Raw genomic sequence first — 16,807 nt, forward strand, 5'->3', positions numbered from 1 at the left:
ACAAAAGTTGATTGAAACTGCCCTAAAATATTGCATTTCAATCATCCGTGGTGAAGTATGTCACACGAAGGGTGCGTCGCAGCGGCGGTGCCCGGACCGATCAACTGCCGGCCGCGACCGTCAGTACTACGAGCCTCTGGAGGGTTTTAGGATGAACATTCAGCAGCAGTCCTTTGCACGCCGCGGTTTCCTCCGCGGCGCGCTTGCCGCGGCCGTGCTTGTGCCGTTAGCCGGCTCGATGGCCTCCTGCGCAGCCGATGGCGGCGGTGGAACCGCCGGTCCGACGGGGACCGTTTCAGATACCAATCCGTTCGGTATGGCAGACAAATCCACCGTTGACGCCGTTATTTTCAAGGGTGGGTACGGAATCGACTATGTTGACTTCGCTGGCAAGGCCTTCGAAAACGCGCATTCGGGTTCCACAGCGAAGATTTCCCCTTCGACCGACATCGCACAGGAACTCCAGCCGCGATTCGTTGGAGGCAACCCACCAGACCTGATTGACAACTCCGGCGCCAAGGCAATCGGCTTCAGCACCATCCTGGCCCAACTCGAAGACCTCACCAGCGTGGTCAATGCCAAGAACCTCGAAGGTAAAGTCATCAAGGACACCCTCTACGGGGGCGTCCTCGCCCCAGGTACTTTCGAGGGCAAACTCGCCGCCATGAACTACGTGCTGACCGTCTACGCGATGTGGTATTCCGACGCACTGCTCAAGGACAACGGCTGGACCGTTCCGAAGACCTGGGACGAACTGTACGCACTCGGCGAGCAAGCCAAGGCCAAGGGCAAGTACTTGTTCGTTTGGGGCAAGGAAGCCGCCACCTACTATCAGGAAATGGCAATCGCCTCGGCCATCAAGGAAGGCGGCCAGGATGTTCGCCTCGGACTCGAAAACCTGAAGGCTGACTGCTGGTCCCACCCGGCGCTCCAAAGTGTCTTTACTGCCTTGGAGAAGATCATCAAGGCCGGATACTTCAAACCAGGGGGCTCCGGAACCCAGTTCACCGCGGCACAGGCCCAGTGGAGCAATGCCCAGGAAGCGTTGTTCTACCCCTCCGGTTCGTGGATCGAAAACGAGATGAAGGACCAGACCAAGTCCGGCTTCCAGATGACGGGCGCACCCGTCCCGTCCGTGACCACAAGTTCCAAACTGCCGTACACGTCATTGCACAGCGCGGCAGGCGAGCCCTTCGTGGTTCCATCGCAGGGCAAGAACGTGCCTGGCGGCAAGGAATTGCTTCGCGTCATGCTGTCCAAGGATGCTGCCACCAACTTCGCCAAGACCAAGCTCGCTCCCACCATCGTCAAGGACACGGTTCCTGCCGATGGCTTCGGCTCCACGGCCCTGGTGTCCCAGACCAAGCTGCTCAGCGACGCAGGCGACAATATCTACACTTGGAACTTCATCGACCTTTACGGCACCAATAAGGACCAGCTGGTTGTGTGGAACACGTTCCTCGATGGAAAGTCGGACGTCGCCACTTTGACCTCGAATCTGCAGGAAATTACCGACAAAATCCGCAACGACAGCTCGGTCAAGAAGATTGAAGTGAAGTGACTTCAGTGAAAACAAAAACGCTCCCGATGGGCGGCGGCGGCGCGTCCGCCGTCGTCGTTCCGGACGCAACACCACCCGTCTACAAGAGACGGCGCAAGCCCCTAACATTCGACAAGGTGAGTTTCTTCGTTGTCTTCCTTGGCTTGCCGCTGGCGATCTACCTCCTTTTTGTCATCTGGCCTTTCATCCAGGCTTTCGGCTACTCCCTGACAGACTGGTCGGGATTCTCACCCAAGCAAAACTTCATTGGCCTTGAGAATTACCAGAAGCTCTTCACGGATGACATTTTCATGAAGGCCATGGGGAACAACATCCTGCTGGTCATCTTCCTGCCCATCATCACGATCATTCTCAGCCTTGTCCTGGCAACCTTGGTGACGGTGGGTGGCAGCAGCAGGGGTCAGATCAAGGGCTTGCGCAATTCCAGCTTCTACCGGGTTGTCTCGTTCTTCCCCTATACGATTCCGGCAATTGCCATCGGCATCATGTGGGGCCAGATCTATGATCCTTCCGGAGGCCTGCTGAATGGCATCCTGACCTCCTTGGGGCTCGAACAGTTCAAGTCATTCGCCTGGCTCGGCGACAAGAGCACCGCCATGATCGCCACGATGTTCGTCATTGTGTGGGGCTTTATCGGCTTCTACATGGTGCTCTTCGTAGCGGGCATCAAGGGCATCCCGGCAGAGCTGTTCGAGGCCGCCAGGATTGACGGAGCGGGGCGTTTCCGCACTGCCGTCTCCATCACCATCCCGTTGATCCGCGACAACATCCAGACCGCCTACATCTATATGGGCATTTTGGCGCTCGACGCGTTCGTCTACATGGCCGCCTTGAACTCCGGCGGCGGGCCGGACAACTCCACCCTGGTGATGTCCCAGCAGCTCTTTTTCACCGCTTTCACCAAGGGGCAGTTCGGCCTGGCCAGCGCTATGGGCGTTGTCTTGGCCGTAGCAACCCTGATTTTTTCCGGGCTCGTGTTCCTGGTCAACAGGCTCACCGGCGGCGACAAGGATGTGTCCCTCTGATGACTACCAAAATTGCCAGCCAGGAAATGAAGTCCCTGCATTTCAACCCCCGCAAGCCGGTCGCCACCACCGGAGATAAAGTGGTGGGCGCCGTTTCGCACACGGCGCTGAGCATCTGGTCGCTCATCGTGATCCTGCCATTGCTGTGGACTTTCATGTCCTCCTTCAAGACGTCCAGCGAGATCTTCGCCTCGCCGTTTGCCTTGCCCTCCCAGTGGCGCTTCGACAATTACGTCCGGGCGTGGACAGAAGCCGGAATCGGCAGTTACTTCCTCAACTCCGTGATCGTTGTGGGTTCCGCCTTGGTAATCGTCATGGTGCTTGGCTCCATGTGCGCCTATGTCCTTGCGCGCTATGTCTTCTTCGGCAGCAAGGCCATCTACTACCTCATGCTTGCCGGGCTCACCTTCCCGATCTTCCTCGCCATGGTGCCGTTGTTCTTCGTCATGCGGAACCTCGGGTTGTTGAACACTTTGCCGGGCCTCATCCTGGTGTATGTCGGCTTCGCGCTTCCGTTCACCGTCTTCTTCCTGTTCTCCTTCTTCAAGTCGCTTTCCCACGAAATTACCGAGGCGGCTTCCTTGGACGGAGCAGGGGAGTGGCGGACCTTCTTCCAAATCATGTTGCCGATGGCCAAGCCGGGACTCGCGTCCGTGGCGATCTTCAACTTCCTGGGCCTGTGGAACCAATTCCTGATTCCGGTGGCGATCAATGCGGCCGGCCCCCGAGTACTATCCCAGGGCCTGGCCGCCTTCGCCGGCCAGATGGGCTACGCAGTGGACTTCGGCGCCTTGTTCGCGGCCGTCACGGTCACCGTGGTCCCGGTTCTCATCGTGTACATCATCTTCCAGCGCCAGTTGCAAGGTTCGGTATCTCAGGGCACCTCCAAATAGCACAACTTAGCTAAATAGATGCCCGACGGCGGTTCTCCCTTGCGTGCCGCCGTCAGAGCCGCTGGTAACGGGAGCGGAACAAGGAGAAGACCCCATAGGCCATGAGTCCGAGGCTGACAAACCCGAGCACCCATCCGCCAAAGGGTTGTTTCAGGAAAGCCTTGAGCGCGGAGTCGAGGCCGCCTTGTTGGGACGGGTCGTGCGCCGCTGTGGCGATCAGGATGAGCAAGCCGACGGCACCGAGCGCCACCCCTTTTGCGCAATAACCCACCACGCCCAGCACCGTGAACGCATCTCCCAGGGCTCCGGAGGGTTTGCCTCGCAGATTCTTTTCGTATTTGCGTGTGAGCCCCAAGAAGACATATGTGCCGGCAGCCGCTAGAAGCGCCACCCCGATGATCACCAGGAGGACGGTGCCGGGAGCGCTGGACATGAGGTCTGCAGTGGCCGACCGGGATTTGTCACTGCTGTTGCTTGGATGGCTAAGCGCAAAGCTGCCGAAGGTCACCGCGACTACAGTGAAGACGATCGCTTGCCCGGCTGCCTTGAGCCGATTCATCCAGGGCTTCGAGCTGCCACCCCCGCTCCATCCCATCACGGCGTCGCTGGCCATATAGAGCGCGAGGACACCGCACGCCACCAACCCCGCCCACAGAAGGACGACGCCGCCAGGCGTGGCGGCCATCTGGCCGACCGCCCCGCTTTGGTCAGCTTGCCCGGATGAGCCGAGCGCGATCCCCAGGGCGATGACCCCGATCAGCACGTGTATCAGCCCCAAGGCGACGAATCCTGCTCGCGCCACTGCCCGGACCGTCGGTGAATCCTTAGCGTCGTCGACGGCGTCTCCCACTGAATCGGCGCCCCTCGACACTGCGCTGCGGGCCTTGTCCGAATGATCGTCGTTGCCCATGGTTCTCCTTTGATCTGCCATTATCTTGCCACCGGGGCTCCCCAGCCGGAAGGAGTACCGCCGCCCGGTAGCATGGGCGCATGTGGATCGCGTGGATCGAGTTCGATATCCGCCTCGGCGAGGTGCACAGCCTGAAGGAGAAGCGCTCCTTCGTGCGTCCGCTCATCGCCGAATTGAAACGCCGCTTCGAGGTCTCCGCCGCCGAAACCGGGCACCTGGACCAGCATCGCCGTGCCCTTATCGGCGCAGCCGCGGTAGCCGCGGACCGGGCGCACCTCGTCGAGGTGCTCGACGCCGTCGAACGCTTTGTTGCGGCGCGTCCCGAAGTGGAACTGCTGAGCGCCCGACGCCGGGACCTCCACAGCGAGGACTGACCCCACCCGCGGACGCCCGCTCAGGTATGTGGGTCTCCCCGCGGACGCCCGCTCAGGTATGTGGGTCTCCCCGCGGACGCCCGCTCAGGTATGTGGGTCTCCCCGCGGACGCCCGCTCAGGTATGTGGGTCTCCCCGCGGACGCCCGCTCACGTCATGAACTGGTCCCCGGAAGTTGGACTGGCTAAGTAGGATCCTAGGCTGCGAGGGCCTGGGCACGGTATTGCACCGGGCTCAGGCCCTCGAGTTTTGTGGAGATTCTTTCGGTGTTGTACCAGCGGATGTACTCGTGCAGCGCTGTTTCCAGTGCCTCGGTGTTGAGGAACCTGGTCCTGTGGAACATCTCCTCCTTGAGGTGGCCGAAGAAGTTCTCCATCACGGCGTTGTCGTAGCAGTTGCCCTTGCGCGACATGGATTGGACCGCGCCGGCGCCCTCGAGGAGAGTGCGCCAGGAGATGTGCTGGTACTGGACCCCCTGGTCGGAGTGCACCAGAGGCTGCTGGCCTTGCCCGAGGCGGCTCAATGCCTCACGCAGCGAGGTGTTGGTCAGCTCCAGGTTCGGGGAGGACCCGATCGAATAGGAGATGATCTGCCGGTCGAAGAGGTCCATGACCGGTGAGAGGTAGAGCTTGCGGTCCCCGACGCTGAACTCGGTCACGTCGGTGACCCATTTCCGGTTCGGGGCATCGGCGTCGAATTCCCGGTTCAGCACGTTCTCCGCGACGGCGCCCTGCCCGCCCCGGTAGGAGTTGTAGCGTTTCTTCCGCCGCACCTGGCAGACCAGCCGCAGCGAACGCATCAGCTTCAGCACGGTCTTCTTCGCGACCGCCCACCCCTGCCTGCCCAGCTCGGTGTGGATGCGCCGGTGCCCGTACCGGCCCCGGTTCTTCGCGAAGATCTCCGCCACCGCGGCCTTCAGTGCTTCCTGCGGGTCCGGAGCCTGCAGGCGCCCCTGGTGATAGAAGAACGTGGACCGGGCAAGCCCGGCCACCTGCAGCAGGACGGGCAGGGGAAAGCCGGCCTTGAGAGCGATGAGGGCCTGGACCTTCACCGTCGTTCCTGNGCCCTCAAGGCCCGCAATTTTCCCANATACGCCACCTCGGCCCGCAACCGCTCGTTCTCCCGCCGCAACCGCTCCAGCTCGGGCAGTTCCGCCGGGGGCGGGGAATCGGGCTGCCGGGGCCTGCCCCTGGGCTTGGGCCGCAACGCGTCCGCGCCCTCCCGGCGATACGCCCGGACCCACTTCTGCAACAACTCGCGCGAGGACAAACCTGCCTCCACTGCCAGGTCCGGGCCGGTCTCGCCCGCGAGGAACCGCTCGACCAGGGCGAGCTTGAACTCGAAAGAGTACGACTTCGCCGGCTTGCTCACCAGCGCTCCTTGCCCATGAATCCTCCACCGCCCAAACAGTGCCTTGACCGGCACACGAGACACACCCAGCATCCTGGCCGCCGCCACGTGCCCGACGCCTTTCTCAAACCACGCTACAGCGGCCTCACGCTGGACCTCAGACAATGAACTACGTGCATGCATAAAACTGCTCCCTGGAAGTCGGAACTGAATTTCTCAGTCCAACTTCCGGGGACCAGTTCATCATCTGCAGGAGCGTTAGGGCAAAAGGCGCCAAAGGTGATGGAGGGTTTACCGAAGAGCGCAGATATCTGCAGGAGCGTGCTTAAAGACGATTGCTCCCCGACCCGCAGGTGGGGAGCAATCGAAGGTGAGGCCGGGTGGTTAGCCGAAGTACTTCGGCAGGGTGGCCTCGTGGGCTTCGTTGAGAGCGTCCAGGAAAAGCTCGTCCACGCCGTTGATCTCCAGCTTGCCGCCTTCAGCGTCAACCACGCCGATCCGGAGGTGGGCGAAGCCGCGGGCGGTGCACATGTCCTTGAACCGGACTTCCTCCGAGCGCGGAACGGACACGATGGCCCGGCCCTGGGATTCGGAGAACAGTGCCGTGAAGAGGTCCACGCCGTCGCGCTCCATAAGTTCTTCCAGGGCGATCCGGGCGCCGACACCATAGCGCAGCGCGGACTCAACCAGCGCAGCCGCAAGGCCACCCTCGGAGAGGTCGTGAGCGGCGTCGATCATGCCGTCGCGCGAAGCGTTGATGAGGATCTCGCCCAACTGGCGTTCCAGGGAAAGGTCAACCTTCGGCGGCAAGCCACCAAGGTGTCCGCGCAGGTTGGACCATTCCGAACCGTCCAGTTCCGCGGCCGTGGTGCCCAAAAGGTAGATGGCCTGGCCGTCTTCCTTCCAGCCGGACGGGGTGCGGCGCGCGACGTCGTCGAGCTTGCCCAACACGGCAACCACGGGGGAGGGGTGGATGGGCACGGTGCCGGTCTGGTTGTACAGCGAAACGTTGCCGCCGGTGACCGGGACGCCCAGCTCCATGCAGGCGTCGGACAGGCCACGAATGGCCTCGGCCAGCTGCCACATGACGTCGGGATCCTCGGGGGAGCCGAAGTTCAGGCAGTCGCTGACGGCCATGGGCACGGCGCCGGAGGTGGCGACATTGCGGTAGGCCTCGGCCAGCGCGAGCTGTGCACCGTGGTATGGGTCGAGGTAGGTGTAGCGGCCGTTTGCGTCGGTGGCCAGAGCCACGCCAAGGCCGGTTTCCTCGTCCACGCGGATTACTCCGGCGTCGTCCGGGAACGCCATGGCGGTGTTACCGCCGACGTAGCGGTCGTATTGCTTGGTGATCCAGGCCTTGCTGCACATGTTCGGCGAAGCAATGAGCTCGGTGATGGCAGCGGCCAGTTCCCCGGAGGTGGAGGGGCGGCCGGCGTCCTGCACGGAGCCCGTGAAGGTGTCGGCCTGCACGGAATCCTGCCATGACGGGCGTGCATACGGGCGGTCGTACACCGGGCCGTCGTGGGCAACGGTGCGCGGGTCGACGTCGACAATGACTTCGCCTTCCCACGTGATGATCAGGCGACCAGTGTCGGTCACTTCGCCCAGCCAGGAGTACTCCACGGCCCACTTGTCCATGACAGCTTCGAAAGCCGCAATGTTCTCAGGGGTGACAACGGCCATCATGCGTTCCTGCGACTCGGACATCAGGATTTCGCCCGGGGTAAGCGTGGGATCGCGCAGCAGCACGGAGGTCAGCTCAACCTGCATGCCGCCGTCGCCGTTGGAGGCGAGCTCGGAGGTGGCGCAGGAGATGCCGGCGGCGCCGAGGTCCTGGATGCCCTCGACCAGCGAACCCTTGAACAGTTCCAGGCAGCACTCGATGAGCACCTTTTCGGCGAAGGGGTCGCCCACCTGGACAGCGGGGCGCTTGGACGGCTTGGTGTCGTCGAAGGACTCCGAGGCCAGCACCGACGCGCCGCCGATGCCGTCGCCGCCGGTGCGTGCACCGAACAGGACTACCTTGTTGCCTTTGCCCGAGGCGTTGGCCAAGCGGATGTCTTCGTGGCGCATTACGCCGACTGCAAGCGCGTTGACCAGCGGGTTGCCTTGGTACACCGAGTCGAAGACCATTTCGCCACCGATGTTCGGCAGGCCAAGCGAGTTGCCGTAGCCACCGATACCGGCGACGGCACCGTGCATGACGCGCGCCGTGTCCGGGTGGTCGATAGCGCCGAAACGCAGCGGATCCATCACGGCTACCGGGCGGGCGCCCATGGAGATGATGTCGCGGACAATGCCGCCGATGCCGGTTGCGGCACCCTGGTAGGGCTCCACGAACGACGGCGAGTTGTGGGACTCGATCTTGAACGTCACGGCCCAGCCATCGCCCAAGTTGGTGACGCCGGCGTTTTCGCCGATGCCCACCAGCATGTCCTTCTTCATCTCCTCGGTCACCTTTTCGCCGAATTGGCGCAGGTGGTTCTTTGAAGATTTGTAGGAGCAGTGCTCGCTCCACATCACGGAGTACATGGCGAGTTCGGCGCCGGTCGGGCGGCGGCCCAGGACCTTGACGACCTCGTCGAACTCGTTCTGCTTGAGGCCAAGTTCGGCCCACGGGAGCTCGGTGTCCGGCGTCTTGGCCGCGTTCTCGACGGTGTCGATGTTGAACTTCTTGCCGACGGTTTCAGCTGAAGTAGTCACTGTGCGCCTCCCACGATCTTGTTCAGGACGGAGGTGAAGAAGCCCAAGCCATCCGTTCCTGCGTTCGACTCCGGGCCGAATCCCGGCTCCACTGCGTGCTCGGGGTGCGGCATGAGGCCCACCACGTTGCCGGCGGCGTTGGTGATGCCGGCGATGTCGCGGCGGGAGCCGTTCGGGTTCCAGCCGACGTAGCGGAACGCGACGCGTCCTTCGGCCTCAAGGGCGTCCAGGGTCTTCTCGTCCGCGATGTACTGGCCATCCTGGTTCTTCAGCGGCACCGTTATTTCCTGGCCGGCTTCGTAGTCCGAGGTCCACCAGGTGGTGTTGTTCTCAACGCGCAGCACTTGTTCACGACACATGAATTTCAAGTGGTCGTTCTTGATCATGGAGCCGGGCAGCAGGTGCGACTCGGTCAGGATCTGGAAGCCGTTGCAAATACCCAACACGGGAAGCTTGGCGTCGCTGTTGGCAGCATCGATGATCTTGGACATCAGCGGTGCGAAGCGCGAAATGGCTCCGGCGCGCAGGTAGTCACCGTAGGAGAATCCGCCCGGGATGACGACGGCGTCCACATCGGCAAGGTGGGTGTCGCCATGCCAAAGTGCGACGGCGGTGCCGCCTGCCAGGCGTACCGCACGGGCAGCGTCGCGGTCGTCGAGGGTGCCGGGGAAGGTGACGACGCCGATCTTGGCCCCGGCGAGCCCGCGAGCATCAACAGGCTCGACGGCCACAGGGGCGCCGCCGATCAAAGGAAGTTCAGTCATGTCAGGCCTCGACGACCTCGACGTTGACGACGTCTTCGATCACCGGGTTGGACAGCAGGGTCTCGGCGGCCTCGCGGGCCTGGGCGAGGATGGCGTCGGTCACCTCGCCGTCGACGGTCAATTCGAAGCGCTTGCCCTGGCGGACTGCGCTGAAGCTGGTGAAGCCAAGGCGGGGCAGTGCGCCCACGATGGCCTTCCCCTGAGGGTCCAGAATCTCGGGCTTGGGCATGACGTCGACGACGATCCGGGGCATCCGGTAACTCCTGTGCGTGAGCGTTGGTTAAACCTTGGTTAAGAGGCTGCTGCGGAGTGGTGCCGTCTCACGCCGGAACCGCATCCAACAGAGTTCAGCGACAGTGTGTAGATGCAGTGACTTACGGAATAAGGGGGGCGCTCCGCGAGCTTGCTAGCCCATTCTACCGGGCACATTGCTTCATGCCCTATTTGTGGAGATCGGTGAAGGGGCTTTGCGGGCCGCGCCAACTCGCTGCGCGGCTCCGCCGTCGTCGGGGGTTTTCAGTGCCCGACCGCGGCGCTGGGCGCTGAACGACGACGGCGCTGGCCGGGGGTGGGTTGCGTCACTAGGATTGCGGCATGGCCGAGAACGCTAAGTCGATGGTTTTGCCCGTGGTCCTTGCCGCTGTTTTTGCCAGCCTGGGGAGGATGGTTTTCCAAAGAATCATGGCGGACCGGGCTGCCCGGGAAAATCGCATTTCCGTCCCTCCGGATGCTTCGACAAGGGCCAAAATCAGCGATGCCTTGCGAGGGATCAAACCGTAGAATGCCGATGGGGTCGTAGACCTCTTCGCTTTTGCATCTTAATTTTGGGGGATCAGTTTTGAAGAAATATGCCCGTACCAGATCACAGCTAGCATGCATCATGCTGGTGCTTGCTTCACTGTGCTCAGTACTCATCGGTCCGCTTACCGCAAGTCCGGCAGTCGCCGGAACCGGGCCCGTCGGCGGCCTCACACCCATGACGCCCACGCGGATCCTGGACACTAGAACGTCGTCGGGACCGGTGCCTGGCGGAGGCTCAGTCTCAATCCGGATCCCGGGGACAAATGGATTCCCCTACGGCACACAAGCCGTGGTCCTCAACATCACGGCCACTGACGGCACTGCTGCCGGATTCCTCACGGCGTACCATTCAGGCGTCATGGCGCCGCGCACTTCAAACGTCAATTACGGGCCGGGACAGATGGTTGCGAACCTGGCTATCGTGGAAGTCGGCGCTGATGGGCAGATCGCCATCTCCAACACTTCGACAGGAACTGTGCAGATCGTGGTTGACGCCTCGGCATATTTCGCCGCGTCGGGGCCCCAGGGCTTGCCGGGCTCCTACCAAGCTGTCGGACCCGCCAGGCTTCTCGACACCAGGACTTCGTCAGGCCCCATCGCAGGTGGCGGAAGCGTGCCATTGCGTCTGGGAGGATCCACTGGCGTTCCGGCAAACGCCTCGGCGGTGGTCGTAAACCTTACAGTGACGCAGCCGACATCCTTCGGATTCATTACCGCTTATCCAGGAGGCTCCGGAAAACCCAATGTCTCGAACCAGAACTATGGGATCGGCCAGACAGTTCCGAATCTTGCCGTCGTTCCGGTAGGGCCCGACGGCACGGTGACGATTGCGAACACCTCGTCCGGAACAGTCCAGATCATTGCAGACGTTGTTGGCTTTTTCCTGCCGGGGACGCCAACCATATCCGGCGCATTCGCGGGAGTTTCGCCAACCCGTCTTGTTGACACCCGCACAAACGGAGGCCCGGTTGTCAACGCCGGTACTGTGCCCGTACAGGTCGTAGGCGTTAATGGCATACCGCAAAATGCAAGTGGCGTATGGGTGAACCTGACGGTGACCGAACCGACAATCTTCGGCTACTTCATGGCGCGCGGTTATAGGGCCCCGTGGACGTTTACTTCCAATCTGAACTTCAGTGGCGGGCAGACCATTGCGAACATGGCATATGTGCCCATTGGAGCTGACGGCAAGATAGAGATCCAATCCATCCTCGCCTCCGTACCACGCATCGAAACCTCGCAAGTCATCGTCGATGTCTTCGGCTACACGCTCGCCTAACCACCGCGGAGTGGTGAAAGAACTGGACTAATACGGCACGCGGAAATGCGCTGATCTTCCGGATTAAAGGGGTTGTATTCTGATGCCGACGTGACAAGACAAAAAGGGCAGAATATGCCCTATGTCATATTCCGCTATCACTATGTACTCTATGAAACGGCTGGGCTTTCCCTGATTACAAGAACTGTCAATCGGTGTCCATCCTCAGGCTATTGATCTTGACAAACTGCCGAGACCGTCCGGAAAGGTGCAATCACCCGTGAATTCACAAGGTAAGAGCTTCATTGGAAGCGGGGGGCTTCGAAGAGCCGCGGCATTTGCCGTCGGACTGCCCCTTCTGCTCTCCTCCGTGGCGTTGACACCCGCTCAAGCGGCGCCCGCTTCCAAGCCAACGGTCTCCGGATCAGCGGTCCCCGGGGTTGCCCCGAAGAATGTCGACCCCAAGTCCTATCAGGATGGCCGTTACGTCGTGGTGCTGGCAGAGAAGCCAGCGGCCACGTACGACGGCGGGACGCCCGGTTATGTGCCCACTAAACCGCAAGCGGGCAAGAAATTGGACGTCGGCAATGCCGAAGTGAAGCAATACCAGGCCCATTTGCAGCAGAAGCAGCAAGAAGTGGCCAAACAAGAAAATGTGAACATCAAGCGCGACTACACAGCATCCATCAACGGCTTCAGCGCTACTCTTACCGCGGACCAAGCCGTTAATCTCGCGAAGAATCCCGGCGTCCTGCTTGTCGCCCCGGACACCCAGTCCGCTCCTGATTACTCCACCACCGATTTCCTCAACCTCAGCGGACCCAACGGGCTCTGGAACACCCAATTCGGCGGCCAGGACCAGGCCGGGAAAGGCACAGTGGTCGGCGTCATCGACACCGGGTACACCCCCTCGAGCAAGTTCTTCGCCGGCGATCCGGTCCAGCCGCTTGTGGGGAACCCCAAAGTCGGCGTCCCGTACCGGACCAGTGACGGCAAGATCGCCATGCTGAAAGCCAACGGAGATACCTTTGTGGGCGAGTGCCAGAAAGGCACCGACACCGGCTCGGCCTACGACGGCAGCGCCTGCAATTCCAAGGTCCTCAGCACCCACTACTTCGCCGATGCCTTCCTGGAATCTGTTCCGCCGGCCCATCGCGCACCGCAGGAACTGATCTCGCCCGTAGACGTCGCGAGCCACGGGACGCACACGGCCAGCACCGCAGCCGGTGACTCCGGAGTGGAGGCGTCCGTGGATGGCCGCAGCTTCGGCCAGACGAGCGGCGTCGCACCGGCGGCCAAGCTCTCGATCTATAAGGTCTGCTGGGAAGACGATGACCCCAACACGGGCGGTTGCTACAGCTCGGCTGCCATCGCGGCGATCGATCAAGCGATCGCCGACGGTGTGGACGTCCTGAACTACTCCATCTCCGGCGCTACGGACACCACCACCGATCCTGTCTCGCTGGCATTCCTTTCCGCCGCTTCGGCCGGCATCTTCGTGGCCGCATCCGCCGGCAACTCCGGCCCGCAGGCCAGTACGGTCAACCACGGCGCACCTTGGATGACTACCGTCGCGGCTACCTCGTTCTCCCAGGAGCTCCAGGGAACGATCGAATTCTCCGACGGCAGCAAGTTCCGCGGGGCCAGCATCATGAACCGCCAAGTGAGCGGGGCCGGCGTCGTACTTTCCGCAAACGCTGCCTCAGGCACCGGCAACGCAGCTCTCTGTGCGCCCGGGTCCCTGGACCCGGCGAAGATCGCGGGCAAGGTAGTGGTGTGTGACCGCGGCGTGGTTGATCGCGTCGCGAAGAGTGCTGAGGTGCTCCGCGGCGGCGGCGTCGGGATGATCCTCGTTAACCTCACCAATTCCTCTTTGGACACGGACAAGCACGCAGTGCCCACCGTCCACGTGAACCCGCCGGCCTCGCAAGCCATCAAGGACAAGGTTGCGGCCAACCCGGGGCTCACTGTTTCACTGGTCGACCACGACACCACGGGGCTTCCGCTTGAGGCGCAGCCGCAGATCGCCGGGTTCTCTTCGCGCGGTCCGCTTCTCGCCACCGATTCGGATCTGCTGAAGCCGGACGTTTCGGCTCCCGGTGTTGCCGTGCTGGCAGGGGTTTCCCCCATTGGCAGCAACGGTGACGAGTACGGATTCATGTCCGGTACGTCCATGGCGTCCCCGCACGTTGCAGGGTTCGGAGCCCTGATCATGGCGAAGAACCCCGCGTGGTCTCCGGCTGCGGTCAAGTCGGCCATGATGACCACCGCGAGTGACGTCAAGCAGGCCGATGGAACCAAGAACAACGATGTTTTCGCCACGGGCGCAGGGGAAATGAACCCGGCCCGCGTGCTCGATCCGGGCTTGGTGTACGACGCCGGAACTGAGGACTACCTGAAATTCATCCAGGGCACCGGCGTCGATCTCGGCCTACCGGGCCTTGGTTCCACGCTGCCGCGCGACATGAACCTTCCGTCGTTCGCCCTCGGAAACCTGGCCGGCAAAATCGAGGTCACGCGTACGGTCACTGCACTGACCCCTGGACTCTACCGGGCTACGGTCGACGTCCCCGGGGTCGACGTCAAAGTCACTCCGTCCGTGCTGAACTTCAACGAAGTCGGCCAGCAGAAGACCTTCAAGGTGACCTTCGAAAACAAGACTGCCGCCCTCGGTACGTTCGCCATGGGATCACTGAAGTGGGAGGGCGCCGATAAGACGGTGGTCTCCCCGATTGCGGTCCGTCCCCAGTCGGTGGTTGCTTCCAAGAGCGCAGCCTTCACGTCCCAGCAAGCAAGCGGCTCGGGGGACATCAACATTGTCTCCGGTTCCGACTCGCCGACGGCCGTGACTATTGACGGCCTCTCGAAGGCTGATTCTTCGGCGGCGCAGCTCACTCCGGGCCCTGTGTCAATGGCAAGCAATGCCTCGAACTTCGTCACGACCGCCACGGTTGCTCCCGGAACGGCTTTTGCGAAGTTCTCGGTGATCTCCGCCGATCCTTCCGCGGATTTCGACCTGTATGTGTTTTCGCCGTCGGGTCAGTTGTTCACAGCCGCCACACCCAGTGCCAGCGAATCGCTCTCCCTCGACAACCCGGAGGCAGGGGATTACACCGTCATCGCGAACCTGTCCGCGAGCCCCGGGAGTCGGGCCACCAAGGCCAGCGTTGATGTCGCCATCCTGGGTGCGAACCAAGGCAACGCGACCGTCACTCCTAATCCGATCCAGCTGAAAAACGGCAAAGCCGGGAAGCTCACGTTTGCGTGGACCAAGCTGACGCCGGGCTCCTACCTCGGCCGGCTCACGTTTGCCGGTACCAGTGCGCCGACTTTCGTCTCTGTGCTGGTCTCGGCGAACGGCAGCGTCTCCGTGGCGCCGCAGGAGGATCAAGAGGGCGATCACGGCAAGGGCAAGCTGAGGAATGAAAGAGAAGAGCAGCCAAACAACGCCACGTGATGTGGCAATGATGGTCTGACGGACACATAACAACAGCGGCCGGCGGGGTACTCCCGCCGGCCGCTGTTGTTATTCTGTGCCTTTTCCGGGCGCGCGTCGTCCTTGTGGGCAGCGCCTCTACCGCTGCGACGCCCGCTCAGCTATATGGCCGAAATCCCCGGCGCTCCCTCTTCGTCAAGCTGGTTGTGAGTCATTCATTAGCTGTTGATTGAAGGAGCCGGCGGTGCCCGTTGATAACAAGGGTTTTACGCGTGAAGAGATCCGTGAGTTCATGCATGAGTATTATTTGCAGCCGCACGGGACGAGGAAGGAGTGGCTTGCCTCGACGCCCATTTCCGACTGGACGTTCCGCAGGTGGCGCAAGATGTTGGTCCAGGGCGATATCGACCGTGGTCTGATTCCGCGGGAGCATGGAGGCATGGCCCCTACAAATCGTGAGCTCTCCGCGTTTGAAAAAGCACGCTCGAAGGAAATGGCTGCCCACCGTGCCGAAGTCGAAAAACTCCAGAAGCGGGTGCAGGAGCTGGAGGATACGAATTCCGCGCTGGGAAAAGCTATCGGGCTCTTGCACGAGTTGAGCGTGCCCGAGCCCGATACAACCCAGACGAGCGCTCAGAAGGATTCGTAGCGGCCGAGAACAGTCTTGTCCTGGCGCTGCATGTGATCACCGGCTCCCAGCGGACAGCGCTCGTGCTTGCGGGCGTGTCGCGCGGGACCTGGCATTACCGGTTCAATCCCCGTCCGGCGGTGCAGGACCCGATCCACCAGGTTGACCGGGCCTACGAATGCCGGATCAGCTCCGCGCATCAGGAGCGGATCCTGGGGTTCATCCTGGCCGGTTGGGGGAAGGGCAACTCTGTTGACCATTCCTTCGCCACAGCCTGGGACGACGGCGTGCTGCTCGCTTCCAACCGCACCTGGTGGCGGATCGCGGCAGGGTACGAGGATCAGCTGGCCCGCCCAACCTTCCCGCGCAAGCGTGGCGGCAAGCGGGGTTCCGCTCAGAAGCCGGTGCTCAAGGCGACCGGACCTTGCCAGGTCTGGTCCTGGGACATCTCCGACGTCTATTCCAAGTGGCAGGGGAAGGTTTTCAAGGTGTACTCCATCATGGACATCTTCTCCCGGGAGATCGTCGGCTGGCGGGTGGAGGAACGCGAGTCCGACCACCTCGCCGCGGACATGTTCGAGACAGCCATCGCCCGGCACGGCGCCCCGGACATCGTGCATGCCGATTCAGGCCCGGCCATGAAATCAAACCTGCTCCGTGAGACCCTCACCGCCCACGGTGTGGAACTGTCCCATAACCGCCCGTACGTCTCCAACGACAATCCCTTCTCGGAGTCAGGGTTTCGCACGATGAAATACCGGCCCGGCTACCCCCGCACCTTTGACGATCTCGAGGCCGCGAGGGAGTACCTCACCGGCTATGTGCACTGGTACAGCACCGATCACAAACACTCCGGCATCGCACTGTTCTCACCCTCACAAGTCCACAACGGCTCGTGGAAAGAACTCTGGGACAAACGAGACAAAGTCCACCAGGACTACTACGAACGACACCCAGAAAGATTCCGCCAACGACCCACCACACCGGCCCCCGCCCAACACGTCGGGATCAACCTGCCCGAGACCAAAACACCCCAAAAACTAGCCCAGTGACTCCACACAGCTTGACAATTTTCGGCTCGCTCACTTTTGAGTCCAATCGACGG

Annotated in this window: 15 protein-coding genes; 9 read left to right on the forward strand and 6 right to left on the reverse strand. The window is 62.0% G+C overall.

Going from position 1 to position 16,807, the window contains the following annotated elements; all coding sequences use genetic code 11:
• The first annotated feature begins 151 nt into the window (after window positions 1-151).
• Genes ngcE through A3M3_RS0106680 form a run of 3 tightly spaced genes read left to right on the forward strand, consistent with a single transcriptional unit; the run spans window position 152 to window position 3,479 of the window.
• A complete protein-coding gene (ngcE, locus tag A3M3_RS0106670; RefSeq protein ID WP_028265699.1) occupies window positions 152-1,561 on the forward strand; it encodes an N-acetylglucosamine/diacetylchitobiose ABC transporter substrate-binding protein in 1,410 nt (469 codons plus the stop codon).
• Window positions 1,558-2,586 (forward strand): carbohydrate ABC transporter permease, encoded by a 1,029-nt coding sequence (locus tag A3M3_RS0106675; protein WP_155854300.1) that lies wholly within the window; start codon window positions 1,558-1,560, stop codon window positions 2,584-2,586. Before ngcE ends, A3M3_RS0106675 begins: the two co-directional genes overlap by 4 nt.
• Window positions 2,586-3,479, forward strand: coding sequence for a carbohydrate ABC transporter permease (locus A3M3_RS0106680; RefSeq protein ID WP_028265701.1), 894 nt, complete (start codon window positions 2,586-2,588; stop codon window positions 3,477-3,479). The genes A3M3_RS0106675 and A3M3_RS0106680 overlap by 1 nt, the downstream gene beginning before the upstream one ends.
• A gap of 52 nt (window positions 3,480-3,531) precedes the next feature.
• Here the strand turns inward: A3M3_RS0106680 and A3M3_RS0106685 are convergent, their stop codons facing one another.
• Entirely contained in the window at window positions 3,532-4,389 is an 858-nt protein-coding gene (locus A3M3_RS0106685) for a DUF1206 domain-containing protein (protein WP_051422978.1), read from the reverse strand.
• A gap of 80 nt (window positions 4,390-4,469) precedes the next feature.
• Here A3M3_RS0106685 and A3M3_RS0106690 point away from each other — a divergent pair, with 80 nt between their 5' ends.
• Entirely contained in the window at window positions 4,470-4,763 is a 294-nt protein-coding gene (locus A3M3_RS0106690) for a DUF503 domain-containing protein (RefSeq protein ID WP_028265703.1), read from the forward strand.
• Window positions 4,764-4,958: 195 nt separating this feature from the next.
• Here A3M3_RS0106690 and A3M3_RS0106695 read toward each other — a convergent pair whose 3' ends face one another.
• The 5 genes from A3M3_RS0106695 to purS all read right to left on the reverse strand — a co-directional run bounded on the left by A3M3_RS0106695 (window position 4,959) and on the right by purS (window position 9,832).
• Complete coding sequence (locus A3M3_RS0106695) at window positions 4,959-5,813, reverse strand: IS3 family transposase (RefSeq protein ID WP_028265294.1); 855 nt, start codon at window positions 5,811-5,813, stop codon at window positions 4,959-4,961.
• Window positions 5,810-6,295: a helix-turn-helix domain-containing protein gene (locus A3M3_RS28760; protein ID WP_028265704.1), complete on the reverse strand. Its 486-nt coding sequence runs from the start codon at window positions 6,293-6,295 to the stop codon at window positions 5,810-5,812. The genes A3M3_RS0106695 and A3M3_RS28760 overlap by 4 nt, the downstream gene beginning before the upstream one ends.
• A 201-nt stretch (window positions 6,296-6,496) precedes the next feature.
• Complete coding sequence (gene purL / locus A3M3_RS0106705; protein ID WP_028265705.1) at window positions 6,497-8,815, reverse strand: phosphoribosylformylglycinamidine synthase subunit PurL; 2,319 nt, start codon at window positions 8,813-8,815, stop codon at window positions 6,497-6,499.
• Complete coding sequence (purQ, locus tag A3M3_RS0106710) at window positions 8,812-9,579, reverse strand: phosphoribosylformylglycinamidine synthase subunit PurQ (RefSeq protein WP_028265706.1); 768 nt, start codon at window positions 9,577-9,579, stop codon at window positions 8,812-8,814. Before purQ ends, purL begins: the two co-directional genes overlap by 4 nt.
• A 1-nt stretch (window position 9,580) precedes the next feature.
• Window positions 9,581-9,832, reverse strand: a complete 252-nt coding sequence (gene purS / locus A3M3_RS0106715) for a phosphoribosylformylglycinamidine synthase subunit PurS (RefSeq protein WP_028265707.1) — start codon at window positions 9,830-9,832, stop codon at window positions 9,581-9,583.
• Between the two features lie 341 nt (window positions 9,833-10,173).
• Between purS and A3M3_RS0106720 the strand changes: the two genes are divergently transcribed.
• The 5 genes from A3M3_RS0106720 to A3M3_RS0106740 all read left to right on the forward strand — a co-directional run bounded on the left by A3M3_RS0106720 (window position 10,174) and on the right by A3M3_RS0106740 (window position 16,754).
• A complete protein-coding gene (locus tag A3M3_RS0106720) occupies window positions 10,174-10,359 on the forward strand; it encodes a hypothetical protein (protein WP_028265708.1) in 186 nt (61 codons plus the stop codon).
• Window positions 10,360-10,459: 100 nt separating this feature from the next.
• A complete protein-coding gene (locus tag A3M3_RS24020; protein ID WP_035741452.1) occupies window positions 10,460-11,659 on the forward strand; it encodes a hypothetical protein in 1,200 nt (399 codons plus the stop codon).
• A gap of 259 nt (window positions 11,660-11,918) precedes the next feature.
• Window positions 11,919-15,095 (forward strand): S8 family serine peptidase, encoded by a 3,177-nt coding sequence (locus A3M3_RS0106730; RefSeq protein ID WP_231497197.1) that lies wholly within the window; start codon window positions 11,919-11,921, stop codon window positions 15,093-15,095.
• A gap of 223 nt (window positions 15,096-15,318) precedes the next feature.
• Window positions 15,319-15,723, forward strand: a complete 405-nt coding sequence (locus A3M3_RS0106735; protein ID WP_231497171.1) for a hypothetical protein — start codon at window positions 15,319-15,321, stop codon at window positions 15,721-15,723.
• A 32-nt stretch (window positions 15,724-15,755) separates the two neighbouring features.
• Window positions 15,756-16,754, forward strand: a complete 999-nt coding sequence (locus A3M3_RS0106740) for a DDE-type integrase/transposase/recombinase (protein WP_197023106.1) — start codon at window positions 15,756-15,758, stop codon at window positions 16,752-16,754.
• Window positions 16,755-16,807 lie beyond the last annotated feature (53 nt).

Origin of the sequence: Arthrobacter sp. MA-N2 (assembly GCF_000517125.1) — a bacterium.
GTDB lineage: Bacteria > Actinomycetota > Actinomycetes > Actinomycetales > Micrococcaceae > Arthrobacter > Arthrobacter methylotrophus.

What these genes read in the sequence shown, in the direction of transcription:
- ngcE (WP_028265699.1), top strand. Translation starts at nt 152, where the DNA reads ATGAACATTCAGCAGCAGTCCTTTGCACGCCGCGGTTTCCTCCGCGGC.
- A3M3_RS0106680 (WP_028265701.1), top strand. Translation starts at nt 2,586, where the DNA reads ATGACTACCAAAATTGCCAGCCAGGAAATGAAGTCCCTGCATTTCAAC.
- A3M3_RS0106685 (WP_051422978.1), bottom strand. Translation starts at nt 4,389, where the DNA reads ATGGGCAACGACGATCATTCGGACAAGGCCCGCAGCGCAGTGTCGAGG.
- A3M3_RS0106690 (WP_028265703.1), top strand. Translation starts at nt 4,470, where the DNA reads ATGTGGATCGCGTGGATCGAGTTCGATATCCGCCTCGGCGAGGTGCAC.
- purQ (WP_028265706.1), bottom strand. Translation starts at nt 9,579, where the DNA reads ATGACTGAACTTCCTTTGATCGGCGGCGCCCCTGTGGCCGTCGAGCCT.
- purS (WP_028265707.1), bottom strand. Translation starts at nt 9,832, where the DNA reads ATGCCCCGGATCGTCGTCGACGTCATGCCCAAGCCCGAGATTCTGGAC.
- A3M3_RS0106720 (WP_028265708.1), top strand. Translation starts at nt 10,174, where the DNA reads ATGGCCGAGAACGCTAAGTCGATGGTTTTGCCCGTGGTCCTTGCCGCT.
- A3M3_RS24020 (WP_035741452.1), top strand. Translation starts at nt 10,460, where the DNA reads ATGCTGGTGCTTGCTTCACTGTGCTCAGTACTCATCGGTCCGCTTACC.